This window comes from Idiomarina sp. D18 (assembly GCF_057748155.1).
In genome coordinates this window covers 2,052,434-2,074,280 of sequence record NZ_CM173240.1, presented here as the reverse complement: position 1 = coordinate 2,074,280, position 21,847 = coordinate 2,052,434, and the positions used below count along the sequence as shown (strand labels likewise).

The following is a 21,847-nucleotide window of genomic DNA, read 5'->3' as shown; positions in this document are numbered from 1 at the left end:
CAATGACGATACTAGGGCACAAACTTTACCGTTTTGCTGAGCCCGTGAAAAGACACACAATAAAAAATCACTGGATTCGAGACGTAAAACACTGTGTTTCACCGCACTATGATGAGCGCCCCGATGAACAGGACATTTCGCTATTGGTCATCCATTGTATCAGCTTACCCGAAGGTTGTTATGGGACGCCCTATATTGAGAAACTATTTACCCAGGGGTTGAGCCAGCAAGAGGGTGATTATTTCGCGCCTTTGACGGGCTTACGCGTATCAAGCCATTTGTTGATTAGACGTGATGGTACTATCGAGCAATACGTGCCTTTTGACAAACGCGCCTGGCATGCCGGCGTGTCCAGTTACGACGGGCGTGAACGCTGTAATGACTTTAGCATCGGTATTGAGCTTGAAGGCACCGATCATTCCCCTTACAGCAAACGCCAGTATCAGAGCTTGGTTGATGTTAGCCAGACAATATTAGACTATTACCCTAAACTGACATTAGACAGAATCACAGGCCATCAACATATTGCGCCCGGCCGAAAGACGGATCCCGGACGCTGTTTTGACTGGTCGTATTATTTGAACGCATTGTCGCGCAAGGACTCTCTATGACACTCATTGCTTTGCTCATAGCACTTAGTATCGAACGGCTTTACCCATTACCCGCGGTATGGTCGATCGACTTTTACATGCAGCGCTGGATGAATTGGAGCCAAACTAAAGTCCGTTACTTCCAGGGACAATCGGCTTGGGCGTTACTGCTTCAAATATTATTACCTGCTGCTTTAGCTTGGCTATTATTTCATTGGCTTGATAGTGGTTTAGTTAATTTTATTGGCGGCATTATCGTGTTGCTATTGGTGATGAATGCAGGGCCAGAACGAGTCGCGTATAAACAGCTATTAAAAACAGCAATGCGAGCAGATAGCGCAGGTTATCAAGAAGCCGCTGAGCAACTACGTCACTATGCCCATTTACCCGAGGGCACTCCAGTCGAACGCGCCGTAGTATGGCTGAATTTTGTCCACTTTTTGGCACCGATATTTTTCTTCGTCACCTTTGGAATTGCAGGTGTTTTAGCTTATGGCTGTTTGCGGAGTGTCTACCGCGGCACAGTCCAACAGGATTTTGATGAGGCCGCACGGGCTCAGGTAGAGCGAGCACTGTGGGCGCTTAATTTTATTCCAGCACGTTTTGCGGCGCTCGGAGCCGCCTTGGTGGGTCACTTTAGTCATGTTCTGCCTGCTGTCATGGCAATGGCGACGAACACTCAAGATGATAACCCCGAGCTATTGCACCATGTGGTCGAGAAGGCAGAAGGGCGGTCACACCACCCCGATGATCGATCCGATGCTGTCACTCACCAGCTTAATCTGATGAAACGACAACACCTATTTTGGTTTGTCGTCATCGCAGTATTAACCCTGACAGGGACCATCGTTTAGCTTTAATGCCAGTAAACAAAGGTCTGACCAGCTAAATTAATTTGGGGTTTACCGCTGAATGATTTAGAATATCGGGCAACTTTGGTCAGACCAATTTACCGAGGGTGGACAGCACATTGCCTTTTGAACGTATAAAAGTGGCGAAAATCTCCGATCAAATCGTTTCACAAATCGAGGCGATGATCGTTGATGGCCGTTTTGAAGCCGGTCAAAAGTTGCCCGCCGAGCGAGAGCTTGCGCAACAGTTCAGTGTTTCGCGGCAATCGTTGCGGGAAGCGATTCAAAAGCTCGAAGCGAAAGGTTTGTTAGAACGTCGCCACGGTGGTGGCACCTTTGTCACCGACAGTGTGAATGAGTCGGTGACAACGCCGTTGTTCGAGTTATTGGCAAAACACCCCGAATCACAATTCGACCTTCTCGAATTTCGTCATGCGCTGGAGGGCATTTCGTCGTTTTATGCCGCTTTACGAGGCACAGATGCCGATCTAGATCGTATCGAATTCAGTATCAATAGCATAATGGATTCACAAACGCGGGCTATCGACGAGCAAGTGCAGTCGCTCGTTAATTTCTATTTACGCATTGCTGAAGCATCACATAATGTGGTGCTTTTGCATGTGGTGCAGGGCATGCGCGAGCTCCTTGCAGAAAACATAAAGCAAAACTTAGAGGTGTTGGCTAACAATCCCTCGGTAGTGGAGCAGTTAAACCAACACCGTTTGCAAATTGCCAAGGCAATTATCAACGGTCAACCGGAGCAGGCACGAGATGCATGTCATCAACATTTGTCCTATATTGAACAGGCATTGATGGAGATGACGAAAGAACAATCTCGCATTCGGCGCTCGCTTCGTCGTTCCTGATTGAAACATTGAATGAAAGGAATAGCTATGAGTGAAGAAAACAAACAAGATGTTGACCAGCAAGAAACGCAGGAGTGGCTCGACGCCCTCGAAGGCGTTTTAGATGCCGAAGGTCCCGACCGTGCGCATTTCTTGTTGGAGCAACTGATTGACAAAGCGCGTCGTAACGGTGCGTATTTGCCTTATCGCCCAACCACTTCCTACTTAAATACTATTCCGGCAAGTCAGGAACCGACCATGCCGGGCAACCAAACCATGGAAGCACGCATTCGTTCAGCGATTCGCTGGAACGCCGCGATGATGGTTTTGCGTGCGTCACAGAAAGGTGAGGAACTGGGTGGCCATATTGCCAGCTTTGCGTCTTCAGCGATGCTGTATGATGTTGGCTTTAACCACTTCTTCCGCGCGCCGAGTGACGGTGACGGGGGGGATTTCCTATTTATTCAAGGTCACGCATCGCCAGGTATTTACGGCCGTGCATTTATCGAGGGTCGCTTAACCCAAGAGCAACTGGATAACTTCCGCCAAGAAGTCGACGGCAAAGGCTTGCCTTCGTATCCGCACCCGAACTTGATGCCTGACTTCTGGCAATTCCCGACGGTATCAATGGGCTTGGGTCCAATTCAGGCGATCTACCTCGCCCGTTTCTTGAAGTATTTGACTGACCGTGGCATTAAAGACTGCTCAAACCAACGCGTGTATTGCTTTATGGGCGATGGTGAAACCGATGAGCCAGAAAGCTTGGGTGCAATTAGCCTGGCATCACGCGAAGGCTTAGATAACTTGACCTTTGTTATCAACTGTAACTTGCAACGCTTGGATGGTCCGGTGCGTGGTAACGGTAAAATTATCCAAGAGCTGGAAGGTACTTTCCGCGGTGCTGGTTGGGAAGTTATCAAGGTGATCTGGGGTCGCTATTGGGATCCATTACTGTACCGCGACACGGAAGGTAAGTTACGTGAGTTGATGGAAGAAACCGTGGATGGTGACTACCAGAACTTTAAAGCAAAAGGTGGCGCATATACGCGTGAACACTTCTTCGGTAAATATCCAGAAACCGAAGAAATGGTTGCTAACTTATCGGATGAAGATATCTGGCGTCTAAACCGCGGTGGTCACGATCCCGTTAAGGTTTACTCGGCCTATCACAAAGCGGTGAACACCAAAGGACGTCCGCAAGTTATCTTAGCGAAGACCGTGAAAGGTTACGGCATGGGTGCGGCAGGCGAAGGTAAAAACATCGCCCACCAAGTTAAGAAAATGGATATGGATGCCATCAAGCATCTACGTGATCGCTTTAACATCCCGTTCAAAGATGAAGAGCTACAAGATCTGCCTTACTACAAGTTTGAGGAAGACAGTGAAGAGCTGAAGTACATGAACGAGCGTCGCGAGGCATTGGGCGGATACATGCCAACCCGTCGCGCTGAGAGCGATGTTGAGCTTGAGCTACCGTCGTTGAAAGCGTTTGATGCGGTGCTGAAAGGCTCAGGCGACCGCGAAATTTCATCAACGATGGCTTTCGTCCGCGTACTGACGGCATTATTGAAAGATAAGAAAATCGGTAAGCGAGTCGTACCTATTATTCCTGACGAAGCACGTACCTTTGGTATGGAAGGCTTGTTCCGTCAAGTGGGCATTTATGCGCACCATGGTCAAAAATATACCCCGCAAGATGCCGATCAAGTGGCCTACTATCGTGAAGATAAGAAAGGTCAGGTTATTCAAGAAGGTATCAACGAGCTGGGCGCAATGGCGTCGTGGGTGGCAGCAGGTACAAGCTACTCACTTAACAATGAGCCGATGATTCCGTTCTACATCTATTACTCGATGTTTGGTTTCCAACGTGTGGGCGACTTAGTGTGGGCCGCTGGCGACAGCCAAACACGCGGTTTCTTGATTGGTGGTACAGCCGGTCGTACAACGCTGAACGGCGAAGGCTTGCAGCACCAAGACGGACACAGCCATATCTTGTTCGGTACGGTGCCTAACTGTATTACTTATGACCCAACCTACGGTTATGAGATTGCAGTGATCGTTCATGACGGTCTGAAGCGCATGTATGAAGATCAAGAGAACGTGTTCTATTACCTGACTGTAATGAACGAAAACTATCATCAGCCAGAAATGCCAGAAGGTGTCGAAGAAGGTATCTTACGTGGTATTTACAAGCTCGACGAGGTGAAAGCTAAGAAGAAAGCCAAAGCCGATGTTCAGCTGTTAGGTAGCGGCACGATCTTAGAGCAGGTGCGCAAAGCAGCTGACATCTTGGCAGAGGACTTCGATATCAACTCGACCGTGTACAGTGTAACTTCGTTCAACGAGCTGGCGCGTGATGGTTTAGATGTTGAGCGTCATAACATGCTCAATGCCGATAAAGAGCCAAAAGAAGCCTTTATTACTAAGGCAATGAAAGATGCAAAAGGTCCCGCGGTTGCAGCGACGGATTACATGAAGTTATATGCTGACCAAGTGCGTCAGTGGGTGCCGACTTCGTATCGTGTCTTGGGTACCGATGGCTTTGGTCGTTCGGACAGCCGTGCAAATCTGCGTAAGCACTTTGAAGTGGACGCCAACCACGTGGTGGTTGCTGCACTTAAAGAGCTTGTTGATGCCGGCGACATTGACGCAAAAGTGTTGAGCAAAGCGATCAAAGACTACGGTATTGACGTCGACAAACTTAACCCACGTAACGCATAAGGAGTATTGATATGGCGGATAAGATTGAACTCAAAGTCCCCGACGTGGGCGGAGAAGAAGTCGAAGTCATTGAGATCCTCGTCAGCGCAGGCGACACCATCGAGAAAGAAGATGGTGTTGTCACAGTCGAGAGTGACAAAGCTTCTATGGATATTCCCGCCTCTGAGGGCGGGAAAATCGTCGAGTTAAAAGTAAAAGAAGGCGACACCATTAAAGAAGGTGACGTCCTCGCTATCATCGAAGCGGCGAGTGATGACAGCGCCGATGAAGAAGCGGACGACAGCGATGATGACAAAGCCGAAGATACGGCTGAAGAATCCTCTTCTGACGGCTCATCTTCTGACGCTTCGGACGACGATGACGATGCACAGGATGACCAGCAGCAGGAAGCAGCCAGTGGTGGCGAGAGCGAAGTCATTGACGTAGAAGTCCCTGATATTGGCGATGAAGAAGATGTCGAAATTATCGAGATCTTGGTCAACAAAGGTGATTCGGTCGAAAAAGAAGATGGCTTGATTACCTTAGAAACTGACAAAGCCACCATGGATGTGCCATGCCCCGAAGATGGCGAAGTGGAAGAAATGCTGGTCAAAGTCGGCGATAAAGTATCGCAAGGTTCTAAGATCGCGAAGTTGAAAGTCACGCGCAGTGGCGGTAGTTCGAGCTCAACCAAAGACGAGTCTAAATCAGCATCGAAATCCGAAGATAAGGCTGAGCAAGCACCCTCGAAGTCTGAGAGCGACGACAAAGAGTCCGCTAAGTCGAACTCTACGCCGACCAGCGAACGTCAGCCGCCTGTGCCGGATCATCCGACCGAGCGTAAAGATGGTTCACCGATTCATGCATCACCGGCCGTTCGTCGTGTTGCACGTGAATTCGGCGTCGACCTATCGCAAGTCAAAGGGACTGGGCCTAAGAGCCGTATCCTCAAAGAAGATGTGCAAGAGTACGTTAAGTACGAGTTGTCACGTCCGAAGGCAGTCGCTGGACAAACGTCCCAAGGCGGTGGTGGTCTGCAAGTAATTGATGGACCTAAAGTCGACTTCAGCAAATTCGGTGAAGTGGAAGAAGTTCAGTTATCGCGCATTCAGCGCAAGTCAGGTCCTAACCTGCATCGTAACTGGGTGACTATCCCACACGTGACGCAGTTTGATGAAGCGGATATCACTGAACTTGAGCGGTTCCGTAAATCGGAAAACGAAGTCGCTAAGAAGCAAGACCTGGGCTTTAAGATCACGCCATTGGTCTTCATCATGAAGGCCTGTGCGAAAGCATTGCGTGAATTCCCGAATTTCAACTCATCGTTGTCAGAGTCGGGTGAAGCCTTAATCATGAAGAAATACGTGCACATTGGTATCGCGGTGGACACGCCGAACGGTCTCGTTGTACCGGTCATCCGTGATGTCGATAAGAAAGGCATTTATGAGCTGTCAGAAGAGCTGGTTGACGTCAGTGCACGTGCACGCGACGGCAAGCTAAAAGCGGCTGACATGCAAGGTGGGTGTTTCTCAATCTCAAGCTTAGGTGGTATCGGTGGTACAGCCTTCACACCTATCGTTAATGCACCAGAAGTGGCTATCTTAGGCGTATCCCGTAATGAGATGAAGCCGAAGTGGAACGGTAAAGAGTTTGAACCTAAACTCATGTTGCCGTTGTGTCTGTCTTACGATCACCGCGTGATCGATGGTGCAGATGCGGCGCGTTTCACAGCGTATTTGAGCCAAGTTTTAGGTGATATTCGTAAATTGGTGCTTTAAGCACCAATTTTACCGAGAAATACGATCTAAATGGCGTTACAATAACCGCACATTTAGCGTTGACGGACCTCGGTGGGTAGCTCAACCCGCCGTGAATAACAAGGGGTTATCATGAGCGACAAAATTAAAGCACAGGTAGTAGTGTTAGGTTCTGGCCCAGGTGGCTATTCAGCAGCATTCCGTGCAGCTGACCTTGGTTTAGAAACGGTTCTAGTTGAACGTTACAGCACCTTAGGGGGTGTTTGTTTGAACGTAGGCTGTATCCCTTCAAAAGCTTTGTTGCATTTAGCAAAGCACATTGAAGATGCCAAAGTATTGGCGAACGAGGGCGTCGAATTTGGCGAGCCTAAAATCGATCTAGACAAGATCCGTAAGCACAAAGAAAAAGTCGTGGGTCAATTGACTGGCGGTTTAGGTCAGATGTCTAAAATGCGTAAAGTGAAAGTCGTCAACGGTTACGGCAAATTCACGAGCAGCAACACGTTGAACGTAGAAGGTGAAGACGGCAACACCGAAATTGAGTTTGAAAACGCAATCATCGCAGCCGGTTCACAACCTATCAAATTGCCATTCATCCCACATGATGATGAGCGTATTTGGGACTCTACTGATGCACTTGAGCTGAAAGAAATTCCTGAAAAAATGCTTCTTCTAGGTGGTGGTATCATCGCACTAGAGATGGGTCAGGTGTATAGCTCATTAGGCTCAAAAGTTGATGTCGTTGAAATGACCGATCAGTTGGTACCGCCTGCTGACGCCGACATCATGAAGAGCTTCAACAAGCAAGTAAAAGGGCGTTTCGAAAACGTCATGCTTAGCACTAAAGCGACTAAAGTTGAGGCGAAGAAAGATGGTATCTATGTGACCTTCGAAGGTAAAGGTGCACCTGAGAAACCGGTTAAATATGACGTAGTCCTGACCGCAGTCGGCCGTGCGCCGAATGGTAAGAAGATCGACGCGGATAAAGCGGGCGTTAAGGTCACCGAGCAAGGCTTTATCGAAGTGGATAGCCAAATGCGTACTAACGTGGACAACATCTTCGCGATCGGCGATATCGTTGGTCAGCCGATGTTAGCGCACAAAGCCGTTCACGAGTCGCACGTAGCGGCCGAAGTGATTGCAGGCAAGAAACACTTCTTCGAACCGAAAGTGATTCCTTCCATCATGTATACCGATCCAGAAGTAGCATGGGCCGGTGTGACCGAGAAAGAAGCGAAAGAAAAAGGCATCGAGTATGAAGCAGTAACCTTCCCATGGTCTGCATCAGGTCGTGCTATCGCCTCGAACGCACAGCAAGGTATGACTAAGCTTATCTTTGATAAGAACAACCGTATCATCGGTGGTTCAATGTGCGGCTCTAACGCAGGTGAGTTGCTAGGCGAAGTTTGCTTGGCGATCGAAATGGGTTGTGATGCAGAAGATATCGCATTGACCGTTCATGCTCACCCAACCTTACATGAATCAATTGGCTTAGCTGCTGAAATTCAAGAGGGTTCAATCACTGATATGCCTAATCCGAAAGCGAAAAAGAAAAAGTAACTTTTCGTTTACGGTAAATTATCAGCAAAACGGCAACATTCATCGCGAATGTTGCCGTTTTTCTTTACTTGTCGCCTAATTTTGCGCTAATTTGTTCGAACTTGTAGATATGAGTCGACAAAAACTAAATAACAGGTGACAACCAATGAATAAATTAACTACCGTTGCTCTGAGTGTCTCTATGGCACTTGCGTTAGGCGCATGTTCGCCGCAACAAGAAGCGCAATCGGAACAGTCTAGCCAACAGAAGCCCGCAGCCGAAAAACAACAAGCACAACAGCTGACCTCGGGCATCGTACTTGAAAACTTTGACAAAAGTGCGCGTCCTCAAGATGACCTGAACCAGTACGTGAATGGCGCGTGGATGGAAAAAACTGAGATTCCAGACGACCGTTCTTCAGTCGGCTCGTTCTTTGACTTGCGTGAGCGCAATCAAGAGCGTTTACATAATATTATTGAGAAATCAGCCAACATGAATGCGGCTGCAGGCACTAACGAACGTAAAGTGGGTGATTTCTTCAACGCGTATATGGACGTTGAGACGTTGAATGAGCTCGGTGCCAAGCCAATCCAGTCGGATCTTGAGTCGATCAACGCGCTTGATAGCTATGAGTCCGTTGCTGAATACTTCGCACACATGAGCCGCATGAGCACGTCAATTCCGTTCGGCTTCTATGTCTATCCGGATGCAAAAGACCCACAAACTAACGCGATGTATGTATCGCAAAGTGGTCTTGGCTTGCCGGATCGTGAGTACTACTTAAGCGACGAAGACAAATTTAAAGAGTTCCGTACCGCGTATGTTGAGTACATCAGCGATGTGATGGAAATGGCTGGCGTTGACAATGCCAAAGCGGCGGCTGAACGTGTGCTAGAGCTGGAAACAAAATTAGCCGAAGCACAGTGGACGCGTGTTGAAAGCCGTAACGCTGACAAAACTTACAACAAAATGACGGCAAGCGAAGTCGATGAATTGCTTGGTAGCTTTGACTTTGCGCGTTATTTGAAAGCCGCTGACTTGAACGATGTCGACAACATGATTGTCAGTCAACCATCGTATTTCGAGAAACTCGGTGAGATGTTCACGGATGTCGACCTGCAGACGTGGAAGGACTATTTATCGTTTAAAGTGATCAACGATGCCGCTTCAATCTTAAGTGAAGACTTCTCCGATCGCCGTTTTGCATTCTATGGTACTACGTTACGTGGCATTCCTGAGCAAGAGCCGCGTTGGAAGCGTGGCGTGGATGCGACCAACAGCGTACTAGGCGAAGTGTTAGGGCAGGTATACGTCAAAGAATACTTCCCGCCCGAAGCTAAAGAGAAGATGGAAGGCTTGATTGAAAACTTGCGTGCTGCGTACGCAGATTCCATTCAAGACTTAGACTGGATGACCGACGAAACTAAAGAAAAAGCGTTGGAAAAGCTCGCCAAGTTCGATCCAAAAGTAGGCTATCCAAACGAATGGCGTGATTACTCAGATTTAGATATTTCTTCAACGGACCTCGTTGGTAACTACAAAGCGTACGCTGAGTTCAATTACAACGAAGAAATCGAGAAAATCGGCGGTCCAGTCGATGAAGAAGACTGGGGCATGACACCACAAACGGTTAACGCATATTACAGCCCGGTGCGTAACGAGATCGTTTTCCCAGCTGGTATCTTGCAGCCTCCATTCTTTGATATGAATGCTGAGATGGCTGTTAACTATGGCGGCATCGGTGCCGTTATCGGCCACGAAATGGGCCATGGTTTTGATGACCAAGGTTCTAAATATGATGGTGAAGGTAACTTGAACAGCTGGTGGACTGATGCCGACCGTGAAGCCTTTGATAAACGGGGTAAAGCATTGTCAGCGCAGTACAGCGCTTATGAGCCTATCGAAGGTGTGAACATCAACGGTGATCTGACGCTGGGTGAAAACATTGGTGACCTTGCAGGATTAACTATCGCATATAAAGCTTACATGAAATCGCTCGACGGCGAACAAGCGCCTGTGATGGATGGCTTTACAGGTCCTCAGCGTGTATTCATCGGCTGGGCACAAGTATGGCGTGGTAAGTATCGTGAAGATGCGATTCGTCAACAAGTGTTGAGCGATCCGCATTCGCCAGCCGAATACCGTGTAAACGGAACGGTGGTCAACGTACCTGCGTTTTATGAAGCCTTTGACGTGAAGCCTGGTGATGAGCTTTACGTAGCACCAGAGAACCGTGTTACCATTTGGTAATAACTTGAGGATAGGTAGTCGTATACATTTATGAGAACTATCGTATTGTTGCTATGTATGGCTCTGACAATCGTGAGTGGGGTATTACCCGCTACTCACGCTCAAGCCATGCCGATGACAACAACGATGACGCATCATGAGCGCTGCGACTCCGGTGACGCTCAGCCTAGCGCTGAGCGTCACGCATCTTCATCCGACTGTGAGCAGGACACGCACGCCTGCGATAATTGCACACAGCATTGTTTCGCGCATGCGGGACTTCTTTCTATCTCTTCCAATATTCAAGTAACCGCTTACCAAGGTGTTTTTGCAACACCCATCGCCCAGTTACTTGATGCCTCCGAAGGTATTCTGCGCCCACCTAAGGCTTAACCAACTTTAAATAAAATAGCGTTGGTTTTTTTAATTAGGTGGAAACATGAATACTCGTATTTTATGGATCGTTTTGATCCTATTAACTCCGTTTGTCTCTGCACAAGAGCCGGTTTATGTGTGCCCAATGCACAGTGAAGTCACTCAACACGAACCAGGTAAGTGTCCTATTTGTGGCATGGATTTGGTGCTAAAGGAAAGCCAAAGCATGGATATGAATATGAACTGTAAATACCCCATTTATAACACAGTCATCTCGTAGAATATTTATGCCGCATTTCGGTACTCAAACGGTGTCATATCATTAAGTGAATCGTGCGGTCGTTCGTTGTTGTATAATTCAATCCAGTCTTCGGTTATTTGCTTCACTTCGTTCAGGTTGTTGAAGATGTAGCAGTCGAGTACATCGTCGCGATAAGTTCGGTTAAACCGCTCAATATATGCATTCTGGTATGGGCAGCCCGGCTTGATGTAATCAATCATAACGTCGTGTGCTTTTGCCCAATTTACGAACACTTCTGAAGTGAATTCGCTGCCATTATCAACCCGAATCTTCTCAGGGTAACCGTGCCATTCAGCAAGTTGGTCAAGATAGCGTATGACGCGCAATGACGGCATACTAGTCGCAATATCAATACCTAATACTTCACGATTAAAGTCGTCAATCACGTTAAATGTGCGGAACCTGACTTTGTTGTGCAAGCTGTCACTCATAAAGTCCATTGACCAGGATTTCCCAAGTGCATTTGGTGCAGCTAATGGCTCTGGATTGCGGTTGGGTAATCGCTTCTTACCTTTGCGTCGCAGATTCAGTTTCAGCTCCGTATAAACCCGATAAACACGCTTGTGGTTCCAGCGGTGGCCTAGCTTTCGAAGGCGTTTAAAGCACTTTGGGAAGCCCCAACGATGATGTCTTTCGATTAAAGCATTCAAGGCATCAATAATTTCATCATCATCGGTCAGCTTCGGCTCATAATAGTATGCGGTACGGCTGATGCCGACCACATCACAGCATTTTACAACGCTTGCGTTATGCTGCACCTGTAACTCGCGTGCCCATACTTTCCTTTCTGCCACAGGTGCTAGAGCTTTTTTATGATGTCTTCTTGCATCTGTGATTTGAGGCTCAACTCAGCATACATCTGCTTAAGTCGACGGTTTTCTTCTTCAAGCTCTTTTAGTCGGCGCACATCAGACGCTTCCATACCACCGTATTTTTCGCGCCATTTGTAAAACGTTGAATTACCGATGCCGTACTTACGGCAAATATCTTTCACCGGCATACCGGCTTCAGCTTCTTTCAAAATCGCCACGATCTGGCTTTCAGTCATTCGTTTGCTCATCGTAAAACTCCTTTGTTTTAGTTTAAAAGAAATTCTACGAGTGAGCTGTATTATTTTACGGGATAGTTACAGAACCATGCCAAGCAAAGTCCGATAACATCGCCATTATTTGAAATACCCGCCGCTCAACAGCAGGCGATTGGCGTGACAACGACTTCGGCGACCCGGAAGTCGCTTAAACCTGAACTGAGTGTGCAAGGAAAACTGCAATGGGCTGAAAATGAACAGACTCATATTCATCCACGCGCGAAAGGATGGGTTGAGAAGCTGTATGTGGACGTCGAGGGAGAGGCTGTTAATAAAGGCGATCCGCTTTATCAAGTCTATGCGCCAGATTTAGTTGTCGCTCAAGACGACTATTTGCAGTTACTTGATTCTCTACAACAAGTTGGCTCAGCTGAAAAGCAAACGAGTTTTAAAAACCGTGGTCGCAAGCGGCTCAAATTACTCGGTATGACCGACGAACAAATTGAACGATTAGAGCGCACAAAAGAAACGCGCTACACGGTTGATTACTTTGCACCTCAGTCGGGTTTTGTGAGTGCGCTGAATATTCAAGAAGGTATGTATATCGTGCCAGAACAGTCAGTTATGACCATCAGTGGTGAACAGTCACTTTGGCTGATGCTTGATATACCACAGCGGTATAGTGCGCTGATTAAGTCGGGGCAGATGGTTCATGTCGCTTCAAACACTGTGCAAGGTCACTGGATGGGGCATGTTGATTACGTTTATCCAGAGATAGACGAGGCATCACAAACGCTTCGCGCCCGAGTGCCGCTCAGCGTATCAAGTGACACCCTCGCGGTCGGTAGTTGGTTAAATGCTCATGTTGAGCTGCCAAAACTTCCCGCAACGCTGGTGGTGCCTGTCTCAAGCTTGATTCAAGTTGCTAAGCAAAACCGAGTTGTGGTTAAAAGCAGTGACCATGAATTCGCTGTAAGGGCGGTGAAAGTCGGTCAAATGGTGGGTGATGAAGTCCAGATATTAAGTGGACTCGATGCGGGAGAAGAGGTGGTCACTAATGGCCAGTTCATGCTCGACTCTGAGGCGTCTTTAAGGGGACTGTTGCCCGAGCAGTCAGCAGTGATGCCGATGAATCAGCATCAGCATGGAGGCGCGCATGATTAACTTTCTGATAGGACTCAGTTTACGACATCGTTGGCTTGTGCTGTTACTCGCCGCGGCGATAGCACTCGTCAGTCTTCAATCGTTACGCGATACGCAACTCGATGCGATTCCCGATCTATCGGACGTCCAGGTTGTCGTGAAGACCAGCTACCCAGGTCAAGCCCCTGCGGTAGTTGAAGAGCAAGTAACGTACCCCTTGTCGAGTACTTTATTGTCCGTCCCTAACACGAAGTCAGTGCGTGGCTTTTCATTTTTCGGCGACTCATATATTTATATTGTATTTGAGGAGGGCACAGACCCCTACTGGGCACGAAGTCGAGTACTCGAGTATTTGAATCAGGCACAGGCACAGTTGCCAACAGGTGTTCAACCGATGCTCGGACCGGATGCCTCCGGTGTCGGCTGGATTTATCAATATGCACTGGTGGATCGAGCAAATACGCATGACTTAGGCGAGTTAACGCGAATCCAAAACTGGTACTTAAAGCAAGGATTGCAGAGTGTTAAAGGTGTAGCTGAGGTAGCCCGAGTAGGGGGGATGGTCGAGACATACCAAGTGGTCGTTGATCCGACGCAACTGCAACGCTATCAAATCAGCCTAGGGGATGTCACAGCAGCGATTCGAAATGCTAATTCAGAGGTCGGTGGCTCGGTTATTGAAATGGCTGAGGCCGAATACATGGTGCGTGGATTCGGTTACTTACAATCTATCGAAGATTTTCAGAGGTTACCGATTGGCCCAGCTTCCTCAAATGATGGTGTTGTTACCTTAGGGGACGTTGCACATATTCGAGTGGGACCTGAATTACGAAGAGGCGTGGCCGATTTAGGTGGGCAGGGTGAAGTGGTGGGTGGCATTATTGTTATGCGCTATGACAGTAATGCGTTAAAGACGATTAACCGCGTAAAGGCTCAATTAAAACAGCTTGCTCAAGGTCTTCCCGAAGGCATCGAGGTCGTAACGACCTATGACCGCTCTGAATTAATCAATGCATCAGTTGATAATCTCAGTAGCAAGCTCATTGAAGAGATGGCGTTTGTCGCCGTGATCTGCTTTATCTTCTTGTTGCATGCCCGCTCGACGCTTGTCGCCGTTATCAGTTTACCGTTATCGGTGTTGATTGCCATTTGGATTATGAACCTGATGGGAATTACAGCGAATATAATGAGTTTGGGTGGTATTGCGATAGCCATTGGTGCTCTAGTCGATGCGGCTATCGTAATGATTGAAAATGCGCATAAACATTTGCAATTATTTACCGACAAGCAACAGCGACAACCTGATTCGTCTGAACGTCAGAAAGTGATACTCGATGCGTGTCGCGAAGTAGGTGGCTCACTGTTCTTTTCGTTGCTCATTATTACCGTTAGTTTTCTTCCTATATTCGCGTTACAAGGGCAGCAAGGGCGCTTATTTGAACCATTGGCATATACTAAAACGCTTGCGATGGCGTGTGCAGCGCTGTTATCGATCACTTTGATTCCAGTGCTCATCGTTTTTTTAATACGCGGTAAAATTCCATCAGAGGAAGGTAATTTTATTACTCGCGTATTAGTTTGGTTCTATCGACCTGCGCTTAATATGTCATTGAAGTGGCCTAAAGTAACGGTGTTACTTGCCATCGCTATCACCGCAAGCGCGGTCTATCCTTGGCAAAAATTAGGCTATGAACTGATGCCTCCCTTATATGAAGGGGATTTAATGTATATGCCGACGACGATGCCTGGCATTAGCGTCGAAGAGGCGTCTGAACTATTACAGCAGACGGATAAATTGATAGCTCAACATCCTCAAGTTGAGCGAGTATTCGGTAAGATTGGCAGAGCGGATACAGCAACTGATCCGGCTCCTCTTACGATGATTGAGACAAGCATAACCTTAACTCCCGAATCGGAATGGCCCGCGGGAAAGACCATTGAGGACATTAAAGCTGAACTTGACCAGTACGTACAAATTCCAGGCGTAACGAATGCTTGGGTCATGCCGATTAGAACCCGTATAGAAATGCTAGCAACGGGGGTGAAAACACCTTTGGCGATTAAAGTCAGCGGCTCTGAACCGAGCCAGCTACAGCATATTGCGACGCAAATCGAAAACCAGCTGAAGCAGCATCCTGCAACAGGCTCTGTTATAGCCGAACGTGCGCAGTCTGGTCGATATGTCGAAATTTCGCCCAAATTAAAGGAAGCGGCTCGCTATGGGGTTTCGCAAAATGAGCTACAACAACTTATTTCGCAAGCGATAGGGGGGCAGCAAATAGCAACATCTATTCAGGGTGATCAACGGTTCCCGATCAATATTCGTTATCCGCGTGCGACACGTGATCACATTGAAAAGCTTAAACAACTTCCTTTTTTCAGTGAGTCTGGTCGTTGGTTAGTGTTGAGTGATATCGCAGATATTCAGCTGACCGCAGGTCCTGCCGTGCTAAAAAGTGAGAACGCACGGCTCAGCAGCTGGATTTTTATTGAGCCGAAGGCGGGCGTGACGACTTCGGAGTTGATTGAAAAAACGACACCTTCTCTTCAATCATTGTCGCTCGCTGACGGTTACAGCTGGAACTGGACAGGGCAATTTGAAGCGATGCAACAGGTTGAGCGAGACTTGCAACTAATCATTCCAATTACATTGGTACTCATTCTTTGCCTGCTTTACGGCGCTTTTAACTCGCTATCGCAAGCGTTAGTTGTTATCGCGACTCTACCTTTGGCGCTAGCAGGTAGCCTTTGGTTTATTTATTTACTCGATTACCAATTATCATTAGCTGTAATTGTCGGAATGATTGCTTTAGCGGGGGTCGCTGCAGAATTTGGTATCGTCATGTTGCTTTACCTTAACCAAGCCTGGAAAGCCCGTAATAACGATGCTTCGCAATTGCTACAGGCAATACAGGATGGGGCGCTAAAACGCGTCCGCCCGAAAGCGATGACAGTATCTACAATCATTGTTGGATTATTACCTATCATGCTTGGAGCCGGTATTGGTAATGACGTTATGCAACGCATTGCCGCTCCGATGGTGGGCGGGATGGTATTGGCGCCGTTGGTGTCGATGGTATTAATCCCAGTTGTATTTTTGGTGTTAAATCGGCGTCAAAAAAGGTAGTCAATCAGCAAACCGATGTTCGCAGATGTGCGGTATTTACAAAATGCTTACAAAATAAACTATTAACAAACAATGGTTTAACAATCGATTGCAATAAAACGTTGCAATCGTTATGGCAAATACTAAAACGCTCATCTATTATTTTCTTCGACTCAAGTGGGTTGCCACTTGAGTCGGCCAAACCCTCCGTGAGGCGGGGACGGAAAGCTTCGGGTCTTCTAAAAATAAAAACGAAGATAGCCGGGTTGCGAAACTTAGGAATTTCGCAAAATGAAAACTTCAGTAAAAACCCTCTTAGTTGCTAGTCTATTCACCACCACCGCAGCAGTCGCTGAACAAATGGATTTAAGCAACACCGATACCACGTCATTTACTGTCAACGGTACCGTTGAGAAAGTCTGTAAAGTGGATAACAGCAGTGGTCCATCAAAAACTATCGCTCTCGACGGCGTTGCTACAGCTGGCTTTGGTGTTGGTTTCTGGTGTAATACTTCTGCAATGCCTACCATCACCTACAGCTCACAAAACGGTGGTGTGTTAGCACTAAACAACGATCCACAAGCTGGCTTCATTCCATACACTATGGATCATGGTTCAGCAGTGGGCGTTTCTCTCACCTCACCTTATTCAATGACTGGCAATGGAAACATGGTCGGTAACAACACCAATGGTGACCTCCATCGCCGTACCTTGAAGGTTTCTCCTGCACCTACAGGTTATGAGCGCGCCGGTGACTATAGTGACACGATCACTGTCACTGTGACTCCGAACTAATTGAGTTTTCCATATAAGCCATCGCTTTAGGGCGATGGCTTAATTTTCCCGAATAATCTCATGAGTTCAGCCATGTTAAAAAAAGCAATGTTGTGGCTGCTAGTACTGGTTGCTGTGCTGGTAGATGCCTACGAAGTGGAGCCGATGATCGCTGAAATCCAGGCGACCAGCGGTCATAACCGTGTGACTTATCGCGTCGCAAATCCGAGCGACACCACCTTGCCGCTTGAAGTTGAAGTGTACAAACGAAGCTTCGATGACAACCAAGTTGAACAGTTAGTCGAAACCGATGACATTATCGTACTGCCACCGCAGATTAAAGTGGGCGCCCAGTCCTATCAAGTTTTTCGAGCGCAATTTATTGGTGACCCACGTTTAGCTGAGACGCAGTCTTACCGAATTGTGTTTAAGCAATTGCCGCTAAAAAGTGAACCCGATGGCCAACCTGAAATTAACATGGTGTTTAATTTCGCTACACTGCTATTCGTCAATCCTCAACAGGGGGTTGAGGACCTACAACAGAAACTCGAGTGTAATGATGCCGAGATAGGCTGTCAGTTAGTGCTTACTAACAATGGTAACCAAGTGGTTAATCTTAATGGCAGTCAATTGATTATAGATTCAGGTAATGAGCATGCTGTTGAATGGACAATGTATCGCGAGTTACTACCGGTTTCCTATTTAATGCCATCGCATACCATTCGTTTAGCGCTGGCGTCTCTCAATGAGCAAGGACGAGTCGAAGATGCGCGCATTAAACTGGCTGATGATCGTTAGTGCGTCTGCCTCGGCTTATGCATTACCGGTACAATCTCAACAATATGCAATTGATTTGCCGGTCAATTATAATGAACGCGCGATTCAAGACATCGCGGCGACCATTCAATCGGGCCAAGTCGTTGCTGTTGTTAAACAGTCATTACTGAGCTCAATGGGCCGTATGCTGAATGACGACACCATGCATTGGGTAGAGGCTTATCCTGACAGTTTAATCCCCATCACTGCACTGCAAGATCGTGGGATTTTCATCGACTTTTCACCGCAAAATATGAGTCTAACGGCAAAGTTAGCGGGTAGTGCTATGCGTCCAACTGAGTTAAATTACGGTACGGCTGATTATGTCGTAATCCCCGATAGCACTGCGACTATTGCGAGCTTAAATCGATTTAACCTACTGACGGAGACTGTCGACTCAGACACGCGCTACGCCCTAGAATGGCTCGGTTCGGCAAACGTCGGTGGATACGATGGTGTGAACGCGCGTTGGTCTGCCTTTGCCGATCGAAACGATGAGGGCAATAACGAGTTCTATCGTGGAGAAGTCACACTATTTCACGATAACCCTCAATTGCCATTGCGCTATGAACTCGGCGATTTGACTACCTTTACGAGTGGGCATGTCAGCGGTCTCAATATGGGGGGTATTGGTGTTTCGCGCGCCTACCGTGAGCTTCAACCGCGTCGTGAAATCAGTCCAGGCAACAGTCAGCAGTTCTATCTACCGTCGAGCGCCGATGTTGAGATCCAAGTCAACGGCTTTACCGTCTTACGACAACAATTTAATCCAGGTCGTTATGAGTTAAATGATCTGCCCTTCACAGCAGGCGCCAATGAAGTGCTCGTCGTTGCGACTTTTGAGGACGGCTCCACACAGACATTTCGCTTTGACAACTTTTACAGCGGCGCATTGTTACGCAAAGGTCTTTCAGATTTCTCTTTTCAGCTCGGCTATGCGTCGGAGTTTGAAGAGTTTTCATATAACTATGGGGATGAACTGACATTCTCTGGCTATTACGATTACGGTTTCTCGGATAGTTTCACTGCCGGTGTGAACCTCGAACTTAGTAGTTTGGGCCATATTGTGGGCACGACGGTCTCCTATGGCTTTGATATCGGTGTCATTACATTGCGTGGCTCACAATCTAAGTTGGATGAATCTAATGGTTATGCAGCGTCTGTGGATGTCGGGTTCTCAGTCTGGGGAAGTGGTTATAATAGCTCGCCTAACCTGCGCTTCAGTTTTGAGAAAAGAGTTGAGTTTGCCCCCACAGTCGCCACGCAGCCACTGACGTTATTTGATGACCGTCGAGTGACGGCAGATTATACTTATTTCTTCAATGATGAGTTTGATTTAACCGCCAGTGTGTCGCGCTACGAAGCGGTCGATGGCACAACAATTAACACGGATTCGCTTCGATTCAGTTGGCGTCGTCGCGGCTGGTTACTGAGTGCCGAATATTATCGCAGTAACTTTGTTGATCCAGTAACGCAGCAGCAAGATGGCGTGTTTTTGAGCGTTTCATGGAATAGTTATGATTCACGTAGTCAGTTGCGTACAAGGGTTGAATACGATCACCGTAGAGAACAGGCGCAAGCGAGCTTTGGTCGCATTAACCGCAACCGTGTGGGCAACTATGGCTACGAAATCTATGGTATCGATAATCCACAACTACGGGATATTCGCGCCAGCGGTAGTTACACCGGAAACCGCATACGCGGCGAACTGACGGTGTCAAAACTAGAACTCGAGTCGGGCGCTCGTTTTGACATCTATCGAACCTCATTGAGTACAACGCTCGGTTTTGCTGATGGAAGCCTTGGTATGTCGAGTATTGTTGATGCTCCATTCGCGCTGATTAAAAAGCATAAGACACTCGCCGATAGTGATGTCGAGATTAATCCAGATTATTTGGGTGAAATTGAGGCTCGCGCGGGAGAGCATTTAGCAGGATTAGTGACATTAGGCGCGCCGTTTAGTGAAACCAGCCTTGTCGTTAATGTACCTAATGCACCGCTCGGTTATAACTGGGGCCCAGGGTTGTATGACTCAAGTGGTGGTAGTGTGACTGGACGCGTCATTACTGTGGGTTCGGATGCCGCTTATTTAGTCTTGGGCTACATTCAAGACGAATCAGGTCAGCCGTTGAGCTTAGAGCGTGGCGAATTGATTGGAAATGGATTGGTGTTGGATGTATTTACCAATCGCAGGGGCCGTTTTGCGGTCGAGGGCATTGCGCCAGGTACTTACCAGTTAGTGATAGGTAAGTATCAAGCAAAAGTGAACTTTAAAGCAGCGGAAGAGAATTTAATTGACGCGGGGGTTATTACCGTAAGCGAGGTGCAACCATGAACAGGTTCATAATCGTACTTATTTTTCTGGGATCAGCTGTGGCACAAGCTGATAGTCGTTACCCACACCAGTGTACGGGTGACTTTGATGTGCAAGTTAATCAATACAACTCGGTAAGGTTTGACGATGAAATTTTACTACCCATAAAAGTGCAGGCATTTCGAGAAGGACGTCCTTGTATCGATAGTTTGATTTTTAGCGCTGTGGATAACGGACCTTTTAAACTCATCGGTGAAGGAGGTGTACAACTCGACGCCACCTTATTGAACACTAACCGCAAGCCTTTGCCCGTGCGTACGGTCGATGGACGTCGTTCTTGGATTGTTGATTACAATGGTCATCAGCATTTAAACCTATGGTTACGTATTGACGCGCACCGCGTGATCACGGCAGGCGCCTACGCCGCTGCCCTGGTGGTTCAATCAAAGGATGGCCATCGTACATTAATGGACAAAGTGGTCGATCTTGGGTTTTACATGCCTGCCGTTGTCAGTATTGAAGTCGCTCGGTCGCACAGTGATTCGGTGCGCGGTCATGGCGGCCACTACCAAGTAGATTTAGGCAGCCTTAATGACGGGGCGCGTGCCGATTGGCGATTAAAAGTGTTTAGTAACAGTCTTTACGACGTATCGATTTATTCGGAGGACCGTGCGTTAGTACATCAGCAAGACAGTAGCAGTCGTATTGCGTATGAGATCCTTTTTGATGGCAACCGTTTTCCCGCGACCACCACCTACCAACGCAGCTACCAGCAAAGTTACTCAGGCAAGCGACGTTTTGATATGGGTATCGTCGTGGATGATGTGAAGTATCAACGCGCGGGTCGGTACCAGGATACCGTTTATGTGACCGTAACAGCAAGGTAGGAGTCGTTTTGAGTAAACAGACGTTAAATGCAGGTTTTACCCTGATTGAGTTAATTATTGTTATTGTGGTCATTGGTGTCTTAGCGGTGACGGCGGCGCCTAAGTTTTTTGACTTTGGTACCGCAGCACGGACCAATGCGGTTAAGTCGATGTCGGGTACCTTGACGGAAGCCTCCAAACATATTGATGCTGCGTTGCAGCTACCTAACCGCGTTATATACGTGAATGGCAGTCCGTGGTTAGATGTTAATGGTGACGGCATTATTGAAGCCGATGCCACGTCAGACCAAGAGAATCCGCGTAATAATGTCAGCCGTGACATCAAGCTAATAAAGAATGACGTGGGTCAATTGGGGCCTGATAACTTTGAGGTGGCAAAAATGGTAAGTTTCTCAGAGGATGTCACTATTGAGGTCGGTGAGCGTCATCAAACCTATATTGGTTTTGATCGTGATGATGACGGTGAGATAGCCGATGACAACTGTCGCGTTTACTTTACCCAACCGATTAATTCACGCGGCACGTTTGTCGCAAATAAAACTGACGGCTGTTAATTGATCATTAAAAAAGCCTCGCAGCAAAACTGCGAGGC

General features: G+C 47.6%; 17 protein-coding genes and 1 riboswitch. Of the genes, 16 read left to right on the top strand and 1 reads right to left on the bottom strand.

The annotated features are described in order from the left end of the window. The first annotated feature begins 2 nt into the window (after positions 1-2). The 9 genes from ampD to AC3AP5_RS09935 all read left to right on the top strand — a co-directional run bounded on the left by ampD (position 3) and on the right by AC3AP5_RS09935 (position 11,167). Positions 3-611 (top strand): 1,6-anhydro-N-acetylmuramyl-L-alanine amidase AmpD, encoded by a 609-nt coding sequence (gene ampD / locus AC3AP5_RS09975; RefSeq protein WP_272978337.1) that lies wholly within the window; start codon positions 3-5, stop codon positions 609-611. Continuing rightward, positions 608-1,444: a regulatory signaling modulator protein AmpE gene (gene ampE / locus AC3AP5_RS09970; RefSeq protein WP_487326648.1), complete on the top strand. Its 837-nt coding sequence runs from the start codon at positions 608-610 to the stop codon at positions 1,442-1,444. The genes ampD and ampE overlap by 4 nt, the downstream gene beginning before the upstream one ends. 116 nt (positions 1,445-1,560) lie before the next feature. Further along, on the top strand, positions 1,561-2,307 hold the full coding sequence (gene pdhR / locus AC3AP5_RS09965) for a pyruvate dehydrogenase complex transcriptional repressor PdhR (RefSeq protein WP_006956747.1): 747 nt from the start codon (positions 1,561-1,563) through the stop codon (positions 2,305-2,307). 27 nt (positions 2,308-2,334) lie between these two features. Continuing rightward, on the top strand, positions 2,335-5,007 hold the full coding sequence (gene aceE / locus AC3AP5_RS09960) for a pyruvate dehydrogenase (acetyl-transferring), homodimeric type (RefSeq protein ID WP_487326647.1): 2,673 nt from the start codon (positions 2,335-2,337) through the stop codon (positions 5,005-5,007). 11 nt (positions 5,008-5,018) lie between these two features. After that, a complete protein-coding gene (aceF, locus tag AC3AP5_RS09955; protein WP_286681487.1) occupies positions 5,019-6,764 on the top strand; it encodes a dihydrolipoyllysine-residue acetyltransferase in 1,746 nt (581 codons plus the stop codon). A gap of 111 nt (positions 6,765-6,875) precedes the next feature. Then, on the top strand, positions 6,876-8,303 hold the full coding sequence (lpdA, locus tag AC3AP5_RS09950; protein ID WP_287830969.1) for a dihydrolipoyl dehydrogenase: 1,428 nt from the start codon (positions 6,876-6,878) through the stop codon (positions 8,301-8,303). A gap of 145 nt (positions 8,304-8,448) precedes the next feature. After that, complete coding sequence (locus AC3AP5_RS09945) at positions 8,449-10,533, top strand: M13 family metallopeptidase (RefSeq protein ID WP_287830970.1); 2,085 nt, start codon at positions 8,449-8,451, stop codon at positions 10,531-10,533. Positions 10,534-10,590: 57 nt separating this feature from the next. Continuing rightward, positions 10,591-10,905: a hypothetical protein gene (locus tag AC3AP5_RS09940; protein WP_487326646.1), complete on the top strand. Its 315-nt coding sequence runs from the start codon at positions 10,591-10,593 to the stop codon at positions 10,903-10,905. 46 nt (positions 10,906-10,951) lie between these two features. Continuing rightward, positions 10,952-11,167, top strand: a complete 216-nt coding sequence (locus AC3AP5_RS09935; protein ID WP_287206963.1) for a heavy metal-binding domain-containing protein — start codon at positions 10,952-10,954, stop codon at positions 11,165-11,167. A 5-nt stretch (positions 11,168-11,172) separates the two neighbouring features. Here AC3AP5_RS09935 and AC3AP5_RS09930 read toward each other — a convergent pair. Next, positions 11,173-12,248, bottom strand: a protein-coding gene (locus AC3AP5_RS09930; protein ID WP_414653239.1) for an IS3 family transposase whose coding sequence is annotated in 2 segments (ribosomal slippage) — positions 11,173-11,999 and positions 11,999-12,248 — 1,077 coding nt in all. Because the reading frame shifts where the segments join, the coding sequence is not laid out codon by codon here. A gap of 144 nt (positions 12,249-12,392) precedes the next feature. On the opposite strand from AC3AP5_RS09930, the gene AC3AP5_RS09925 reads away from it, so the two are divergent. The 7 genes from AC3AP5_RS09925 (at position 12,393) to AC3AP5_RS09895 (ending at position 21,809) form a co-directional block, all read left to right on the top strand. Beyond that, positions 12,393-13,379 carry an efflux RND transporter periplasmic adaptor subunit gene (locus AC3AP5_RS09925; protein WP_272978567.1) on the top strand — a complete coding sequence of 329 codons (987 nt, stop codon included), beginning with the start codon at positions 12,393-12,395 and terminating at the stop codon, positions 13,377-13,379. Beyond that, positions 13,372-16,485: an efflux RND transporter permease subunit gene (locus tag AC3AP5_RS09920; RefSeq protein WP_487326645.1), complete on the top strand. Its 3,114-nt coding sequence runs from the start codon at positions 13,372-13,374 to the stop codon at positions 16,483-16,485. Before AC3AP5_RS09925 ends, AC3AP5_RS09920 begins: the two co-directional genes overlap by 8 nt. Before the next feature lie 166 nt (positions 16,486-16,651). Then, a riboswitch (cyclic di-GMP riboswitch) is annotated at positions 16,652-16,738 on the top strand. Positions 16,739-16,755: 17 nt separating this feature from the next. Continuing rightward, entirely contained in the window at positions 16,756-17,259 is a 504-nt protein-coding gene (locus AC3AP5_RS09915; RefSeq protein ID WP_006956728.1) for a Csu type fimbrial protein, read from the top strand. Between the two features lie 72 nt (positions 17,260-17,331). Beyond that, entirely contained in the window at positions 17,332-18,036 is a 705-nt protein-coding gene (locus AC3AP5_RS09910; RefSeq protein ID WP_272978572.1) for a fimbria/pilus periplasmic chaperone, read from the top strand. Next, positions 18,005-20,389, top strand: coding sequence for a fimbria/pilus outer membrane usher protein (locus tag AC3AP5_RS09905; protein WP_487326644.1), 2,385 nt, complete (start codon positions 18,005-18,007; stop codon positions 20,387-20,389). The genes AC3AP5_RS09910 and AC3AP5_RS09905 overlap by 32 nt, the downstream gene beginning before the upstream one ends. Then, a complete protein-coding gene (locus AC3AP5_RS09900) occupies positions 20,386-21,255 on the top strand; it encodes a hypothetical protein (RefSeq protein WP_272978577.1) in 870 nt (289 codons plus the stop codon). Before AC3AP5_RS09905 ends, AC3AP5_RS09900 begins: the two co-directional genes overlap by 4 nt. Before the next feature lie 8 nt (positions 21,256-21,263). Further along, on the top strand, positions 21,264-21,809 hold the full coding sequence (locus AC3AP5_RS09895; protein ID WP_272978578.1) for a prepilin-type N-terminal cleavage/methylation domain-containing protein: 546 nt from the start codon (positions 21,264-21,266) through the stop codon (positions 21,807-21,809). Positions 21,810-21,847: the final 38 nt, after the last annotated feature.

Bases quoted from the DNA above. Each gene is read 5' to 3' on its own strand.
- ampD (WP_272978337.1), top strand. From the start codon at position 3: ATGACGATACTAGGGCACAAACTTTACCGTTTTGCTGAGCCCGTGAAA.
- ampE (WP_487326648.1), top strand. From the start codon at position 608: ATGACACTCATTGCTTTGCTCATAGCACTTAGTATCGAACGGCTTTAC.
- aceE (WP_487326647.1), top strand. From the start codon at position 2,335: ATGAGTGAAGAAAACAAACAAGATGTTGACCAGCAAGAAACGCAGGAG.
- aceF (WP_286681487.1), top strand. From the start codon at position 5,019: ATGGCGGATAAGATTGAACTCAAAGTCCCCGACGTGGGCGGAGAAGAA.
- lpdA (WP_287830969.1), top strand. From the start codon at position 6,876: ATGAGCGACAAAATTAAAGCACAGGTAGTAGTGTTAGGTTCTGGCCCA.
- AC3AP5_RS09945 (WP_287830970.1), top strand. From the start codon at position 8,449: ATGAATAAATTAACTACCGTTGCTCTGAGTGTCTCTATGGCACTTGCG.
- AC3AP5_RS09940 (WP_487326646.1), top strand. From the start codon at position 10,591: ATGGCTCTGACAATCGTGAGTGGGGTATTACCCGCTACTCACGCTCAA.
- AC3AP5_RS09935 (WP_287206963.1), top strand. From the start codon at position 10,952: ATGAATACTCGTATTTTATGGATCGTTTTGATCCTATTAACTCCGTTT.
- AC3AP5_RS09920 (WP_487326645.1), top strand. From the start codon at position 13,372: ATGATTAACTTTCTGATAGGACTCAGTTTACGACATCGTTGGCTTGTG.
- AC3AP5_RS09915 (WP_006956728.1), top strand. From the start codon at position 16,756: ATGAAAACTTCAGTAAAAACCCTCTTAGTTGCTAGTCTATTCACCACC.
- AC3AP5_RS09910 (WP_272978572.1), top strand. From the start codon at position 17,332: ATGTTAAAAAAAGCAATGTTGTGGCTGCTAGTACTGGTTGCTGTGCTG.
- AC3AP5_RS09905 (WP_487326644.1), top strand. From the start codon at position 18,005: ATGCGCGCATTAAACTGGCTGATGATCGTTAGTGCGTCTGCCTCGGCT.
- AC3AP5_RS09900 (WP_272978577.1), top strand. From the start codon at position 20,386: ATGAACAGGTTCATAATCGTACTTATTTTTCTGGGATCAGCTGTGGCA.